Annotated in this window: 15 protein-coding genes; 4 read left to right on the top strand and 11 right to left on the bottom strand. The window is 64.4% G+C overall.

Features of this window, described 5'->3' with window-relative positions; all coding sequences use genetic code 11:
- Window positions 1–3: 3 nt before the first annotated feature.
- The 3 genes from KPL76_RS13960 to KPL76_RS13950 all read right to left on the bottom strand — a co-directional run bounded on the left by KPL76_RS13960 (window position 4) and on the right by KPL76_RS13950 (window position 2,563).
- On the bottom strand, window positions 4–507 hold the full coding sequence (locus tag KPL76_RS13960; protein WP_216334126.1) for a universal stress protein: 504 nt from the start codon (window positions 505–507) through the stop codon (window positions 4–6).
- A 108-nt stretch (window positions 508–615) separates the two neighbouring features.
- Window positions 616–1,242 (bottom strand): universal stress protein, encoded by a 627-nt coding sequence (locus KPL76_RS13955; RefSeq protein ID WP_216334124.1) that lies wholly within the window; start codon window positions 1,240–1,242, stop codon window positions 616–618.
- A gap of 22 nt (window positions 1,243–1,264) precedes the next feature.
- Window positions 1,265–2,563: a hypothetical protein gene (locus KPL76_RS13950; RefSeq protein WP_216334122.1), complete on the bottom strand. Its 1,299-nt coding sequence runs from the start codon at window positions 2,561–2,563 to the stop codon at window positions 1,265–1,267.
- Window positions 2,564–2,723: 160 nt separating this feature from the next.
- Here KPL76_RS13950 and KPL76_RS13945 point away from each other — a divergent pair, with 160 nt between their 5' ends.
- Window positions 2,724–4,385 carry an AarF/ABC1/UbiB kinase family protein gene (locus KPL76_RS13945; RefSeq protein WP_253202062.1) on the top strand — a complete coding sequence of 554 codons (1,662 nt, stop codon included), beginning with the start codon at window positions 2,724–2,726 and terminating at the stop codon, window positions 4,383–4,385.
- Window positions 4,386–4,424: 39 nt separating this feature from the next.
- Here KPL76_RS13945 and lpdA read toward each other — a convergent pair whose 3' ends face one another.
- The 3 genes from lpdA to KPL76_RS13930 all read right to left on the bottom strand — a co-directional run bounded on the left by lpdA (window position 4,425) and on the right by KPL76_RS13930 (window position 7,463).
- Window positions 4,425–5,879, bottom strand: coding sequence for a dihydrolipoyl dehydrogenase (gene lpdA / locus KPL76_RS13940; RefSeq protein ID WP_216334117.1), 1,455 nt, complete (start codon window positions 5,877–5,879; stop codon window positions 4,425–4,427).
- Between the two features lie 144 nt (window positions 5,880–6,023).
- Window positions 6,024–7,043, bottom strand: coding sequence for an FKBP-type peptidyl-prolyl cis-trans isomerase (locus KPL76_RS13935; RefSeq protein WP_216334116.1), 1,020 nt, complete (start codon window positions 7,041–7,043; stop codon window positions 6,024–6,026).
- 75 nt (window positions 7,044–7,118) lie between these two features.
- Window positions 7,119–7,463, bottom strand: coding sequence for a hypothetical protein (locus KPL76_RS13930; RefSeq protein ID WP_216334115.1), 345 nt, complete (start codon window positions 7,461–7,463; stop codon window positions 7,119–7,121).
- Window positions 7,464–7,533: 70 nt separating this feature from the next.
- On the opposite strand from KPL76_RS13930, the gene KPL76_RS13925 reads away from it, so the two are divergent.
- The gene (locus tag KPL76_RS13925; RefSeq protein ID WP_216334114.1) at window positions 7,534–7,899 is read left to right on the top strand and encodes a hypothetical protein; all 366 of its coding nucleotides are present in this window, start codon (window positions 7,534–7,536) and stop codon (window positions 7,897–7,899) included.
- Window positions 7,900–7,952: 53 nt separating this feature from the next.
- Here the strand turns inward: KPL76_RS13925 and KPL76_RS13920 are convergent, their stop codons facing one another.
- The 4 genes from KPL76_RS13920 to KPL76_RS13905 form a co-directional block, all read right to left on the bottom strand.
- Entirely contained in the window at window positions 7,953–9,233 is a 1,281-nt protein-coding gene (locus KPL76_RS13920) for a sugar ABC transporter permease (protein WP_216334113.1), read from the bottom strand.
- A 2-nt stretch (window positions 9,234–9,235) separates the two neighbouring features.
- Window positions 9,236–10,168: an ATP-binding cassette domain-containing protein gene (locus tag KPL76_RS13915; RefSeq protein ID WP_216336539.1), complete on the bottom strand. Its 933-nt coding sequence runs from the start codon at window positions 10,166–10,168 to the stop codon at window positions 9,236–9,238.
- A gap of 159 nt (window positions 10,169–10,327) precedes the next feature.
- Entirely contained in the window at window positions 10,328–11,434 is a 1,107-nt protein-coding gene (locus tag KPL76_RS13910) for a sugar ABC transporter substrate-binding protein (RefSeq protein ID WP_216334112.1), read from the bottom strand.
- A 101-nt stretch (window positions 11,435–11,535) separates the two neighbouring features.
- Complete coding sequence (locus tag KPL76_RS13905; RefSeq protein ID WP_216334111.1) at window positions 11,536–12,717, bottom strand: ROK family transcriptional regulator; 1,182 nt, start codon at window positions 12,715–12,717, stop codon at window positions 11,536–11,538.
- Between the two features lie 54 nt (window positions 12,718–12,771).
- Between KPL76_RS13905 and KPL76_RS13900 the strand changes: the two genes are divergently transcribed.
- The gene (locus KPL76_RS13900; protein WP_216334110.1) at window positions 12,772–13,242 is read left to right on the top strand and encodes a pilus assembly protein CpaE; all 471 of its coding nucleotides are present in this window, start codon (window positions 12,772–12,774) and stop codon (window positions 13,240–13,242) included.
- Entirely contained in the window at window positions 13,239–14,009 is a 771-nt protein-coding gene (locus tag KPL76_RS13895) for a triacylglycerol lipase (protein ID WP_216334109.1), read from the top strand. The genes KPL76_RS13900 and KPL76_RS13895 overlap by 4 nt, the downstream gene beginning before the upstream one ends.
- On the opposite strand, the gene KPL76_RS13890 is transcribed toward KPL76_RS13895, so the two are convergent.
- On the bottom strand, window positions 13,966–15,075 hold the full coding sequence (locus KPL76_RS13890; protein WP_216334107.1) for a glycoside hydrolase family 76 protein: 1,110 nt from the start codon (window positions 15,073–15,075) through the stop codon (window positions 13,966–13,968). The two genes, KPL76_RS13895 and KPL76_RS13890, sit on opposite strands and share 44 nt — an antisense overlap.
- Window positions 15,076–15,083: the final 8 nt, after the last annotated feature.

Below are 15,083 nucleotides of genomic sequence, written 5' to 3'. Positions count from 1 at the left end.
CGGTCAGACCGCGTCGGTTCCGTGCACCACGAGCACGGGGCACCCGGCATGCTCGGCGCATTGCGAGCTCACGGATCCGAGCAGCAGCCCGGCGAATCCGCCGTGACCCCTGCTGCCGACGATCACCATGTCGGCGTTCGCGCTCTCGTCGATCAGCACTCGCGCGGGCGCACCTTCAGTGGTCTTCTGTTCGAACCACTCCGGCACGGAGGCACCGAAGACCGATGCGGTGACCTCCGCGAGAATCTCCTGGGCGTCGTCTTCGGGCGACCAGGTGGTCGGGAGGGGTGTGTACGAATTCGGGTACGACCAGACGGTCACAGCGCGGATACGGGCGTTCTGAAATTGGCCGAGAGTCACGGCGTGGCGCAGGGCTTTCGCCGAAGACGGCGAGCCGTCGACACCCACGACAAAGAGAGGTCGATGTTCGGGAATTCCGGCTTCGGGCGGTGCCAGTTGCGGCGAAACGCGCGGAGTGGGGTGCGGCGAGGATTCCTGGGTGGGCATGCTCTCATGTTCCGCTGCCGGAGACGTCGGCGCTAGGGTCGAAAGTCACTCGCCGCGAAGCAGATCACGGGCCAGCGGGTCACAGGCGAGCGGGTCACGGCGAGCGGGTCACAGGGCCAGCGGGTCACGTGTCAGGTCGTTCAGTGCCGACTGGCCACTGTCGCCGGTCGGGATCACGATGATCGGGCGGTGCTGCCGGTGAGCCAGATGGATCGCCACCGAACCGTTGAAGAACTCGGCAATGGAGGAGCGGGCGGTCGGGCGGTGTGTCCCGACGACGATGGCCACAGCATCCACCGCCTCTGCGACATGGCTGAGCGCGTCGGCCGGGTCGCCCGCAGAGACCATCGTGCGCCAACGTACCTCGGTGGGGTCGAGCAGGCCGGCAAGGTGGGCGCGGAGTCGTTCGGGAAACTCGGGCGCCCGGTCTTCGGCGAGATCGGGGTCGGTCGTCGCCGAATAGACCGTGCCGTCGGCGTTTCTCTGCACGATGTAGCGGTCGACATCCACGTGCACACAGACCAGGGCTGCGGCGAAGCGGGTAGCAAAGGCAGCGGCCTGATGGATGATCGTGTCAGGCTGCCCCGTGAAGACCCCGACGACGATCACGGCTGCGCGACCTGTCTCGGCGCGACCTGGTTCTGCCCGACCTGGTTCTGCCCGGCTTGTTTCAGCCCGGCCTGTTTCTGCCCGGCCTTGTTCGGAATTGCCTCGTTCGGCGCTGAGTGGACTCATGGCGACACCTCTGGCTGGAAGGCTACTCCTCGACGGGCACCTGGCCCAGCAGAATCTCCTTCACGGTTGTGCCGTAGGCGGATTTGAGTGCCCGTTGCAGCTCGCGCACGCTCGTGAACCCCGCTTGTCGGGCCACCGACTCCGGGGTCATCGCTGCATCGCCCGAGGACTGCATGCCCAGCATCGCCATCATTGCGCGGCGATCGCGAATCGCGTCGGCTGGCGTCGTTCCGCTGCCGGTGTGCCGAAAGTTCGCTTCGAGTTGGGTGAGGGTGAGGGCGAGCTGGCTGGCGACGGAACGTGAGTTGAAGCCTGGCCGCGCGGAACCCAGAGCGATCAGCGAGTCGGCGTGGGCGCGCAGTCCCAGGTCGGTGGCCCTGGCCGGCATCCCGATGCCGGCGTCTTCCTCGAACATGCCACGGATCAGTTCGGTGAGCACTGATGCTGTGGGCTCTGCAGGAATCGAATGGTCGTTGACGACATCGATCAAGGCAATGACGAAGGACAGCGTGGGAGACGTGACGGTGGTGGAGTAGGCGAAGGCTTCGAAATCATGTGCGGGGAACGTCTGTGCGGGGAACGTGCGTGCGGGGAATGTGTGTGCCGGGAACGTGTGTGCCGGGAACGTGTGTGCCGGGAACGTGTGTGCCGGTAGCTCGTGAGCCGGCAAATCGCGGTCCTGTGAATCGCGGGCCTGGGAGGCGTCAGCGTGGGACTCGTGAGCCTGCGAAGCGTCAGCGTAGGGATCGTGAGCCTGGGAAGCGTCAGCGTGGGACTCGTCAATGAGAAGGTCGGTGCGAAACTTCAGCGATCGAAGCGGCAGCGACACGATGGTGACATGGCTCGTCACCTCAGACCACGCATCGACATGCACCGGTTCGGCCAGGTACGCCGCCGATCCATCGATGAACCGCAGCTGCCTTCCTCCGTACGACACCGTGAAGTCACCTGCTCGCAGGAAGATCACGCTCAGGCGCGGGCGGATGCGCGACGTGGCGTCGAGCAACGACGGGTTCACGCGTCCGGGGGCGAGCTCGAGGTCGCTGACCGATACCTCGCCGAACGCCCAGTGCCGACCGTGCACCGCACCGGTCGGGGTGTCATCCGGGCTCGGGCCGGTTGGTGGGCCGGTGCCGGTGCCGGTTCCGGTGCCAGTGGGGGTGCGGGGGCCGGTTATGCGGTCAGTGCTGGTGTTGGCGTCAGTGCTGGTGTTGGCTTCAATGGAACTGTCGGCTGTTGTGCCACCTCCAGGGCCGATGCCGGGGCGATGACGCAGCGAGCGGTCAGCGATGTTCACGTCGATGCGTGTACTGGCTTGCATTCGGGCTCGTTTCGTCGAACACGTCTGGAAACCAGGGGCTGGGGTCTACCGGGGAGGGCTGGGCCCCCCAATCTACTCCTGGAGCTGTTCGGCCCGATACTGTGAAAGGGGCAGCTTCGGGATGCGGGGTTGTCTCGACAACGACGAAGGACACCGGTCTGTGGCACTTGCATCGCACATCGAGCGTTATCGGCAGATCGCCGCGGTCCTCGCCCGCCATGGGTTCGGTTTCATTCTCGGGGCCAGCGGGCTGGACAGGTTCGAGGTGGCCGCACTGGTCGCCCATACCAATGGCCGCAGCGATGCCGGCGGAAATGCCGGGCCACCGCAGCTTCGCTCGGCACTGGAAGAACTGGGCCCGACCTTCGTCAAACTCGGGCAGTTGCTCTCGACCAGATCAGACCTGCTGCCACCGGCGTATGTTGCCGAGCTCCAGAAGCTTCAAGACAGCGCGCGGCCCGTGCCGGTGAAGGAGATCCGCGATGCCATCGAACAGGAACTCGGGGCCCCCGCGGAGAAGGTCTTCGCACAGTTCACGGCGCGACCATTGGCGAGTGCGTCGATCGGCCAGGCGCACGCTGCCACGATGAAAGACGGCATGGCTGTCGTGGTGAAGGTCAGGAGACCCGGCATCGTGACGCAGGTCAACGAAGACCTGGAGATCATGCAGAACCTGGCCGTCCAGGCCTCCCGCCATTGGAGCGCTGCCTCGGACTTCAACATCGTGGGTATCACCGATGAATTCTCGACGTCACTGCGGTTCGAGCTCGACTACCTGCACGAAGGCCACAATGCTGAACGGTTCGCCGAGAATTTCGCCAGCAATCCGGGCATCCACATTCCGGCGATCCGCTGGGAGACGACGACATCGCGTGTTCTGACGATCGAGAAGGTCACAGGCATCCGCATCGACGATGTCGCGGCCCTCGACGCGGCGGGGATAGACAGGAGGGCGCTCGCCAACCGGGCCGTCGATGCCGTGGCGCAGATGATCCTCGAGGACGGCTTCTTTCACGCAGACCCGCATCCGGGCAACATGTTCGTGGAGCCCGACGGCACGATCGGGCTGATCGACTTCGGCATGGTCGGAGAGATCGACGACGATCTTCGAGACAGGCTGGTTGCTCTATTGCTGGCCTTCGGCAGGAACGACGCCGGCAGGATCTCGACCGCCGTTGTCAACCTCTCCGTCGGGCAGGAGAACGTCGACCGGGTGCGATTGAAAGCCGATCTGACGCGCTTTCTGGCGAAATACCACAACCTGTCGCTGAGCGAACTGCACATCGGCCCTCTTGTGTCGGAACTCGTGGCTGTTCTGCGGAACAACCACCTGCAACTGCGGCAGGAGATCGCGCTGCTCGTCAAGATGCTCGTGATGGTCGAGGGAATGGGTGTCACGCTCGACCCGGCCTTCACGCTCAGCGAGGCATTGCGACCGTATACACAGAAGCTGCTGGCGGAGAAGTACTCGCTGAAGGCAGTGGTGAAGAACCTGGGGAAGGCTGGACTGAGCGTCGCGGAGCTCGGGGCCGAACTGCCCGACCGACTGCGCTCGCTGCTCGACGTCGTCGACACGACGGGCTTCGAAGTGCACCTGCGCGCGCAGGAACTCGAACCGTTGGTAGGTCGGGCAGAAGTCATCGGCAACAGGCTGGTTGCCGGGGTGATCGCCGCCGCCCTGATCAGGGGAGTCGGCGAATTCGCCGCGACGGACCGGCAGCGCTGGCAGGCCTGGGAGCGGCCACTGATGGGTGCCGGGGTTGGTCTGGCGGGCATCCTGAGCGGGTACCTGCTGTGGACAGCGCGCAGGAAGAGACCCTGACAGATCAAGGTTCCCCGGCGGATCAAGAATTTCTGACGGCTACATGTTGATCATGTGCCCGATCAAACCGTGGAAGGCATCCTGCATCGATTCGCTGAGTGTCGGGTGCGTGTGCACGTTGCGGGCCAGTTCGTAAGCCGTCAGATCCCACTTCTGCGCAAGCGTCAGTTCTGGCAGGAGCTCGGAGACGTCGTGCCCGACGAGGTGGCCGCCGAGCAGTTCGCCGTATTTCGCATCGGAGACCAGCTTCACGAAACCGCTCGATTCACCCAGTGCATGAGCTTTGGCATTCGCTGTCATCGGGAACGTTGCGACCCGCACGTCGTAGCCTTCGTCGCGAGCCTGCTGTTCCGTGAGGCCGAAGCTCGCCACCTGGGGTTGGCAGAAGGTGGCCCGCGGCATCATGCGGTAGTCACCGAGCGACATCGTCGCGGCTCCGGCGATCGTCTCGGCAGCGACGATGCCCTGGGCTTCTGCAACGTGTGCGAGTTGCAGCTTGGCCGTCACATCTCCGATGGCGTAGATGCCGGCGACAGTCGTGTGCATGAAGTCGTCGACGGCGATGGCACCCCGGTCGGTGAGTTCGACGCCGGTGTTCTCGAGCCCGTAGCCGGTCACATTTGCGGCGAACCCGATCGACATGAGCACGCGCTCGGCCTCGACTGAACCGGCGACACCGTTCTTGTCGGTGTAGCTCACGGTGACCGATGGGCTACCGTTCACCAGTCCGTTGTCAACAACGCTCTCGACCTTGGTCGAGGTGAGGATGGGCACTCCGAGCTTCTTGAAATTGCGCTCGACTTCCTTGGAGACGTCGACGTCTTCATTCGGCAGGGCGCGGGGCAGGAACTCGATGACGGTGACGTCGACGCCGTAGTTGGCCATCACGTAGGCGAACTCGATGCCGATGGCACCGCCGCCGACGATGGCGAGAGACTTCGGCAGGTCGCGGTCGAGAATCAGGTTCTCGTACGTCACAACGTTCTGGCTGAGCTCGACGCCGGGAAGCAACCGTACCGTCGAGCCGGTGGCGATGATGGCATTGTCGAAGGTCAGCCTTTCGCTTCCGCCCTTCGTCAGGGCAACGTCGAGCGTGCGCGCGTCCGCGAAGGAGCCACGGCCGTCGTATTCGGTGACCCCGTTCTTCTTCATCAGGTAGTGCACCCCCTTGGCGCGGCCGTCAGCGACTTTGCGGCTGCGGTCGAACGCTGCGCCGTAGTCGAAGGTCACGTCGCCCCGGATTCCGAACGTGTCGGCCTCTCTGTTGAAGATGTGGGCCAATTCAGCGTTGCGCAACAGGGTCTTGGCTGGCACACACCCCACGTTCAGGCACACCCCACCCCAGTACTTCTGTTCGACGACTGCCACCTTCAGCCCCAGTTGCGAAGCCCGAACGGCCGCGACGTACCCGCCGGGCCCAGCACCAAGAATCACGACGTCGTAGTGAGCAGCCACAGCAGATTTCCTCTCGAGAAGCGTTGCGTACCCCTCCATTCTCTGCCTCGAACGACACGGGGTCGACCACAGTAGCGACTCTTGCATCTGCGTCGTCCGTGGTTGAGGAGTCCGGGCAAGCAGTCCGCGGGTAATCGGCCCGAGGTAAGCCGTCCGGGGGTGAGTCGTCCGTGGGCGGCGCAGCTAGGCGTGGGTGGTCGCCAGGATGTCGACCACGAACACGAGGTCATCTGTGCCGCTGATGCCCGCTGTGCTGTTGCCGGCGGTGCCATAGCCCTGGTCGGGCGGAATGACGACGATGACCTGTGAGCCGACGGTGTTGCCGACGAGAGCTGCGGCGAACCCCTTGATGACCTGGCCGGTCGCAAACGATGTCGGGCCTCTTCCCCAGCTCTGGTCGAATACCTTGCCTATAGACCAGATGACTCCCTGGTACTGCACGGTGACGCTGTCTCCGTCGGCGACCGTTTCGCCGTCGCCCTTCTTGAGCAGGGCGATCTGGAGGGCCGTCGGGGCGGGGGTCGTGGGAATCGTCACGGTCGGCGTGCCGTCATCGGCGAGGGTCACCGTCGGGAACCCGGCTGGTGCTGGCTGGGCGGCGCCGGTCGCCTTGGTCGGCATGTTCGGGTCGAGGGTGGAGCTCGGCGAGGGAGTGGAACTCGATGCGGCGGCGACGGACTTCACGTCGACGACGAAGACCACCGTGTCAGCTGCGGCGACGCCAAGCGTCGAGTTGCCGTTTGCACCCCAGGCATCGGCCGGGGGAACGACTGCAACGATTCGCGATCCGACGGTTGCGCACGAGACGGCTTTGACCAGTCCAGGGAGGAATTTCGCGGCGTCGACGGTGACCGCCTGGGGCCCGACCTCGGCGTCGGTCGTCGTGAACAGCTGTGCGCCAGTGACCCCGTTGTAGAGCGTGAAGTCCACGGTGGCCACCGAACCGTCGGTGACCTTGGCGCCGGTTCCGACCGTCGCGACTGTACGTTCTGTGGTGGTGGTCGAGAGCGGTGTGGTGAACGCGGTGGTGGGGAGGGCGTCAAGCGCACCGGAGACCGTCACAGCGGCCGAGTTCGGGCCGGGGGCAGTGAGGGTGCAGGTCCCGGCAGAACTGGACGAGCTGGTCGACGAGCTGCAGCCGGCAAGGGTGAGAGCGACGACGGCTGTGGTGGCCACCGCAGCAAGAAGGGCGATTTTGCGCATGCACCGAGTCTGGCGGCATGAGCTATGAGCGAGCTGGCGACAGGCTGGGAGCGCCCCGATCGTGCTTGCGCAATGCTAACGGGCTTCTGGCACCTGGCTTGCTGCAATGACCACGACGCTCAGCAGGGAGACGACGGCCATGGTGATCATGAGGCCCGCGAGCATCCCGAGCCGGAGCCTGCCGCGTCGGGTGACGAGTTGCACGATGATCATGCCCAGGTACAGAAGAACGACGGCGACGAGTGCCCACAGGGCCAGCCCAGGCGGAGAGAACGCTCGAAGTGAGAAGAGCATCACCCCAGCGATGCCAGCGAACAGGCCGCCGACCACCAACCAGATACGCCCGGTCGAAGTCGTCAGCGAGGGTTGGTTTGTGACCTTCGTCGGGTCTGAGTTCGGGTCTGAGCTCGGGTCTGACATGCGGTCCTCCCGGAGGCCCAGAGATTGCGCCCACCAGTCAAGGCTACATTCGGGGCTATCGTTGTGGGCGATGATCACTCGCCGAGAAGCAGCACTGAGGCTCGATATTCCGCTCGAGATGGCCCACCGCCATGGATTGCCCGCGCGCATGAGCGAGGCGGAGTTCGAGGCTATCGCCGCCTCGCCTCCACCGTGGCTGGTGCAGTCCCGCGCCAACCGCACCGGGAAGAAGCCCGTGTGGGTACAGCTGGTGTGCACGGTCTGTGGCTTCACCGAGGCTGCGAGGCCCAAGAAATGGTGGCCCGCCTTCACCTACCTGAGCTGCGACTATCACGACATCGCTGAGCTGCCGGTTCTGGCCGCCGGGTTCTCGAGGCGTGAGTACGACGGAATCGGCACGGGTTTCGTGGGAATCGTCGACGAGCGGGTGGAGTGATCACCCCACCCGCTCGTCGACGTTCCCCTTCCGGGAAGTACCCGTTGCAGCGGTTATGCCTGGCCGTGGCTCGCGCGTGAGCGACGTGACAGCGAGTCGATGATGACGGCCAGCAGCAGCACCGCGCCTGTGATCATGTAACGGATGGACGAGTCGAGGTTCAGCAGAGTGAGTCCGCTGGAGATCGACTGGATCACGAGAATACCCAGCAGTGCAGACCAGGCAGAACCGCGGCCACCGAAGAGGCTCGTGCCACCGATGACGGCCGCCGCAATGGCGTTCAGGTTGGTGTCACCGCCACCGCTGGAAAGGCTCGCGCTGGTCAGTCGGGCTGCGGCGAGGAGTCCGCCGAGGGCTGCGAAGCTCGAGCACAGGATGAACACGGTGATGTAGACCCGGTTGACCCTGATACCCGCTCGACGTGCGGCCTCAACCGAACCACCGACGGCGAACACCGAGCGACCCCAGCGGGTCCTGGTGAGGAAGTAGTTCATCATGACGACCAGCAGCACGAACAGCAGGAACATGGCGCCAAGTCCTCGGTCAGTGGCGAGGTACGCGACGGCGAGCAGAAGCACGATCAGCAGTGCAACGGCCTTGATGAGCATCACGGAGACAGCGCCCGTCGACAGGCCAGCCTTCTTGCGGCGGCGCGCCCGGTTCCAATCGGAGAAGAACAGGGCGCCGGCCGCGATGACGGCGAGGGCGTAGGCGGCCCACGGTGGCAGGAAGGTCGCCTGGGCGAACTGGACGATCCACGAATCGTACGGAAGGTTGATCGAGCCGTTCGGGCCGAGAACCTTCAGCTGCAACCCGAGAAAGGCGAGAAGACCAGCCAGGGTGATCACGAAGCTCGGTACGCCGAACCTGGTGAAGAGCATTCCGTACAGGAAACCGATCGCGGCCCCGACGATGAGGGCGACGATGATGGCCAGGGCGACAGGCCACTTCAGCTGCGTGAGACCGACGCCGAGGATGGCAGCAGCAAGACCGCTGACGGACCCGACCGAGAGGTCGATCTGGCCGAGGAGCAGCACCAGGACGATGCCGATGGAGATCGTGCCCACTGCCGCACATTGCAGTGTCAGGTTGACGAGGTTGTTCGACGACAGGAAGTTCGGGTTCAGAACCTGGAAGATCACGCAGATGACGACCAGGCCGATGACGACAGGGAGTGAACCGAGATCGCCGCCCCGCACGCGCTGGCGGAAGGCAAGCACGGCGCCGCCGATGCCCTCGGTCCGAACGAGTCGTTCGTCCTGCAGGTCGGTGGCGCGCTCGGCCGGGGTCTCCGTTGGGATCGGGGTCTGGGATGAAGAGGGGGTGGTGGTCATGATCAGTCGATCTCCTCGTCGATACCGGTTGAGTTGTCTGGCAGGGGCTCGGTCACGCGGCCCTCGCTCGGTGCAGCGGCCGCGTGGGCAGCAGCAGACGAAGCAGATGCTGGTTCGGGGGGCGAAGCAGGGGCCGCGCTTGCGTGGGCACTGGCCCGGCGGGTCACTACGTTGTCTGTCGCACCCGTGATCGCCGAGATGATTTCTTCGTAACTCACGTCGGCAACGTGGAAGTCACCGTTGTTGCGTCCCAGGCGAAGCACGACCACGCGGTCGGCGACGGCCTGCACGTCGGCCATATTGTGGCTGATCAGCAGGACTCCCAGCCCCCGTTCGCGCAGGCGTTCCACCAGGTTCAGTACTTCGGCGGTCTGGGCGACGCCAAGAGCGGCTGTCGGTTCGTCGAGGATGACCACACTGGGCTCACCGATGAGGGATCTCGCGATGGCCACGGTCTGCCGTTGGCCGCCCGAGAGAGAGGCGACGGCGATTCGCACCGAGGGGATCTTCGCGGAGAGCTGGCGGAGCAGGCTCCACGCGCGTTGCTCCATCTCTTCTTCATCAAGTGACGGGCCGCGGGTGATCTCGCGGCCGAGAAAGAGGTTCGACACGACGTCGAGGTTGTCGCAGAGAGCAAGGTCCTGGAAGACCGTGGCAATGCCGAGTGCGCGCGAAGCGGTGGGGGTCTGGATGCTCACCTCGGTTCCGTCGAACGTGATGGTTCCGGAATCCTGCGGGTGCACACCGGCCAGGATCTTGACGAGCGTGGATTTGCCCGCACCGTTGTCGCCGACGATGGCCACGACTTCGCCGGGGTAGATATCGAGATTGATGTCCGTCAACGCGCGGACGGCACCAAATCCTTTCGATACTCCCTTGAGCGAGAGGACGGGCTCTCGGGTGGTGCCTCGCGGTTCGGCGACGGCAGAATTCATCGTCACGATTTCTCCTTTGAAGTGCGGTGAACAGAATGCGGTGAAGTGAGTGCAGTGAAGTGAGTGCAGTGAAGCGAAGTCTGGGTGGTGCGATGGTGCCTTGACGCAAAAGTAGACCCGGTCGGGGTGCATGTACACACCCCGACCGGGTTTCTTCACCTACTTGATGCCGTTGGCAGCACAGGCCGCTGCGTAGTCTGCGGTGCAGATCTGCGCGACGGTGTAGAAGCCGTCAGCGACGACGGTGCTCTGGATCTTGTCGACGGTGACAGCGGCCGGGACGAGCAGGAAGGACGGGATTGCCGCTCCACCTGCCGTGTTGGTGGTCGATGTCGCCTTGACGGTCTCACCCTTGGCCAGCGACACAGCGAGCGTTGCAGCCTGCTCTGCTTCGGGCTTGAGGGCCTTGTAGACCGTCATGTACTGGTCACCAGCGAGAATGCGCTGGATGCCGGCGAGTTCGGCGTCCTGTCCGGTGACCGGGGGGAGCGGGCTGACGTTGGCTGCCTTGAGCGACGCGATTGCGCCACCTGCGGTGCCGTCGTTGGCCGCGTAGAGACCCTTGATCTGCGGACCGAACTGCGTGATCTGGCCTGCGACCCAGTCCTGGGCCTTGGCCGGGTCCCACCCGGGTGTGTCGAACTCGGCAAGCACCTTGTAGCCGGACGGGTCGATGATCGAGTGAGCGCCCTTCTTGAACAGAGTGGCGTTGTTGTCGGTCGGTGAGCCGTTCACCATCAGGATGCCGGATCCGGCGGCAACGCCGTCCTTCTTCAGCTTGTCGACCAGGGCCTGGCCCTGGAGCTCGCCGACCTTCTCGTTGTCGAACGAGATGTAGAAGGCGATGTCGGGGCTGTTGATGAGGCGGTCGTATGAGATGACCGGCACGTTCTTGGCTTTGGCCTCGCTGACGATCGAAGCGGCTGCTTCGCCGTCGAACGGGTCGAGCACCAGAACACTGACACCCTGGGTGAGCATCGATTCAGCCTGCTGCTGCTGCTTCGCGGCGTCACCGTCGGCGTTGGAGTAGAGAACCGTGCAGTCGGGGCAGAGTGACTTGACCTTCGCCTCGAAGTACGGCTTGTCGGCACTTTCATACCGCGCGGTGACAGAGTCAGGAAGAAGCAGACCGATCTTCGCGCTTGAGGCGTTGGCGGTCGATGCGCCTGAACTGTTGGACGAACCGTTCGAACATGCTGTGAGCGAACCGGCTGCGAGCAGGAGCGCGGCAGTGGCTATGACCGCTCTCGTGGTGGCGATCTTCATTGAGGAACCTCCCGTTGTGGTCGCCCTCTTTGGCGACTGGAGCGAGCTTGGCATTATTCAACCTTGTCGTCAAGTCTTGAAGACAAGGATTAGATAACAACTTAAGCACTTCTTTCTTCGGCAAGGATCGACACCTGGTCGACCGCATACACAGCAGCTCCCAGCGTCGCCGCACGCGCTCCCAGCTGGCCTTGGACGATTTCGGGCATCAGCTCGGGGCCGACGATGATCGAGCGCTCGACGGCGTGGCGGAGCGGCCCGAGGAGGAGCTCGCCAGCACGGGCCAGTTCGCCCCCGACGACGATGCGTTCGGGGTCGAGGAGGTTGCAGAGATTCGCCGCGGCGACGCCGATGTGCCGGCCGGCGTCTGAGACGGCCCGCATCGACAGGGGTTCGCCAGCCATCGCGCGAACGACGATGTCGTTGAGCTTCAGGGCACCCAGATCATCCCTCAGGCTCTCGAGAATCGCCGGGCCACCGGCGATGGCTTCGAGGCAGCCCCGGTTTCCGCAGCGGCACAGGGGTCCGTTCTCGAGAATCGTGGTGTGGCCGAACTCGCCTGCCGTGCCGTTGTGCCCTCGGAAGACTGCACCGTTGAGAATCAGGCCAGCCCCGATACCGTCACCGATGTCGAGCGTGACCGCATTCCGCTTTCCCCGGGCAGCACCGAGGCGGAATTCGGCCAGGGCGCTCAGGTTCGCGGCGTTGTCGACGAACACTGGCCTCTTCAGCCGGCGCTCCATCACTTCGGCCACGGCGACGCCGTCCCACCCGCGCATGATTCCGCTGCGCGCAGTCGTCCCCGTCTCGACATCCATCGGCGCAGGAACCGCTATGCCTACTCCCAGCACCTCCTGCATCGAGGCGTCGACCGATTCGAGCATGTCCGAAAGCAGAAGGGTGGTCTTGTCGAGTTCGTTGTCGGCCCGGTGATCTTTTGCCAGAGGCATGTGATGTTCGGCGACGACCGTGTGAGCTGCGTCGGCCAGCGCGATGCGCATATGCCTGGTGGAGAAGTGGACGCCGACGAAGAGGCCGATCGAGTGCGCCAGGGTCACGTGCTGGGCTCTGCGGCCGCTGCGTGTGCTCGGCGCCGTGTGCAGCAGACCCGAGGCTGAGAGCTCCTTCACGATGTTCGAGACCGTGGCTGGCGAGAGCCCGGTGGCACCCGCGAGTTCGACTTGGGTCAGGCCGCCGTGCTTCTTGATGGCGTCGACGATTCGAGCCCGGTTGGCTTCACGAAGTGAAGTCTGTGATCCCGGAGTGCGCCGTTGGTCTTCCACCAGATCAACATACAGCCCGTGTCAATACGGATACGAAAAGGCAATAATTGACGGATGATCTCCCCACAGCTTGCCCGCGCACTGCGGGTCGCCGGCCTCCGCTGGCAACCGACTGCGGGAGACCGGTTCGTCATCGAGCGCCCGGGTTTCGAAGGCGATGTCTTCACCGTGAGCGACATGACGATCGAGGCCCAGGAATTCTCGACCGGCACCGTTCTGGGTTTCAACGGCACCACGGAGTGGGCCCTCGACTCGGTAGCTCTCGACGACGCACTCTGGTTACCGGCAGAGCACCAGCTCCGCGCGTTGCTCGGCTCATCATTCCGGTGCCTCCGCCGGGTCGACAGCTCATCGGCTGATGCCCCGGCCGATGACGGCGCCCACCCCTTTGTGCCCGATTCGTATGTCGTCGAGACCCTTGTCAATGGCCAGCTCGCCGCCTTCACCGCAGCCGATCCCGCCGACGCCTACGCTGGTGCGCTGCTGACGATCGGCGAGGTTCCTGGGCTGGAAGTCACAGGGTGAGACGTGCGGCGAAGGCGGGCTTCTGGATGCTCGACTACGCCTACGACGTCTGTGACGAGTTTCGCGGCCTGTTCCGCAGCCCGACCACCTTCGAAACCGTTGCAGACGTCAAAGCCTCCGAGTCTCTGAATCAACCGGAGGGGCCGAATCAATTGGCGGTGCCGAATCCATCGGAGGGGATCAGGCCGATCGTCCTGGTCCCTGGTGTGTTCGAGAAGTGGCATGCGCTGTACGGTGTCGCTCTCGGCCTGAAGAGCGCCGGGCATCCGGTGTATTTCGTGCCGCAACTCGGGCGGAACACCGATCCGATTGCCGAAACTGCGAGCAGGGTCGCGCAACTCCTCGACGAGAAGAACCTGCGCGACGTGGTGATTGTCGCCCACAGCAAAGGCGGTCTGATCGGCAAATACCTGATGATGAGGTGTGACCCGCAGCACCGCGTAGCTGGCCTGGTCGCCATCAACACGCCGTTCTCCGGCTCGGTGTGGGGCAGGCTCGTGAGAATCCCGAGCATCAGGGAGTTCGACCCGGCCGACCTGACCGTCACATTTCTGGCGGGTGAGGCCGACGTCAATTCCCGCATCGTGTCGATCTTCGGCAGCTTCGACCAGAACGTGCCGGAAGGCAGCGAGTTGGCAGGTGCGAAGAACATCCAGCTGCCCGTCGCCGGTCACTCCCGGATTCTCTCCACAGCGATCCTCAGGCGAACGGTGGTCGACGAGGTCACCAGCCTTCCCTCTCAAGACGTGCCGCAGCCTCGAGGGTGATCACCGCGCTCAGCTGGGTGGAGAGATACGTGGTGCGGCCCGGCGGTTTCTGCCAGTCGTCGCCAGACAGGAGCGTCGGCGAGAGGTTCTGCCAGAGTGCATCAGCGTTGCGCTGAACGAAGGCAGCGAGCATCCGGGCATCGCGGTCAGCGGGGTCCAGATGCAAGAGGAGCGTGGCGAGATAACGGAAGAAGATGCCCTTGAACAACCCGGCATCACCTCCGCGGCGTTCGCCAGGCCTTGTCGTCTCGAGGGCAAAGACTCCATTCGGAGCCAGCTGATCGATCGTCGACACGGCGGTGAGAACGGCGCGCTTGAGGAGCCCGGGGTTGTGGTGTCGTTCCGCGGAATCCACCAGCAGCCCGAGGTACAGGCCCTGGTTGTACGAGAATCGCCAGCCGGAGTCGACGGCACCGTCACCTGTGCGGCCCACCCCGTCGAAGACGATCCCGGTTCGTGGATCGACAAGTCGAGATTCGATCCAGCCACAGAGGTCATCGGCCCTGGCTGCGTAGGCGGCTTCGCCGGTGACACGGTACAGCCCGGCGGAAACCAGGCCGAAGCTACCGTTCGTCGGTGCGTTCTTGTAGTCGGGCTGTTGCTTTCTCCACGCGACACTGCGACCGAAGGAATCGTTGAGACCCAGTAGGTCGATGTGACGCCAGAGCTCCTGGGCGTCATCGAGGTAGCGCTGCGCTCCCGTGGCCGCGTGAAGCCGCAAGGAAGCAAGCGCCAGCCAGCTCATGTCATCGAAGTAGTCGTTGAACAGGCGCCCACGATTGCGCTGGATCAGCGCGCGGTAGGTTGCCTCGGCCAGGTGCAACCATTCGCCGTCGCCGGTACGGTCGAACGCATCGACTCGTGCCTGGACCGCGTGCGCGAGCCACCAGTAGTTGAAGGCCCCCAACTGCCGGAGACGCAGAGGCGCAGTGTTCTGCAGGCGCCCGCGGCGAAAACCCGAGAAGTTCGACGTGAGGGCGATGTTTGCGCGTTCGGCCCTGGCTGACCACGAGTGAGGATCCAGTTCCCCAGGGCCTGAAGTCGCCTCGTCACTGTCAGGGGGCATTTCGCCGG

This window comes from Subtercola sp. PAMC28395, from assembly GCF_018889995.1.
Classification (GTDB): domain Bacteria; phylum Actinomycetota; class Actinomycetes; order Actinomycetales; family Microbacteriaceae; genus Subtercola.
This window is presented reverse-complemented; position numbering and strand designations above follow the sequence as displayed.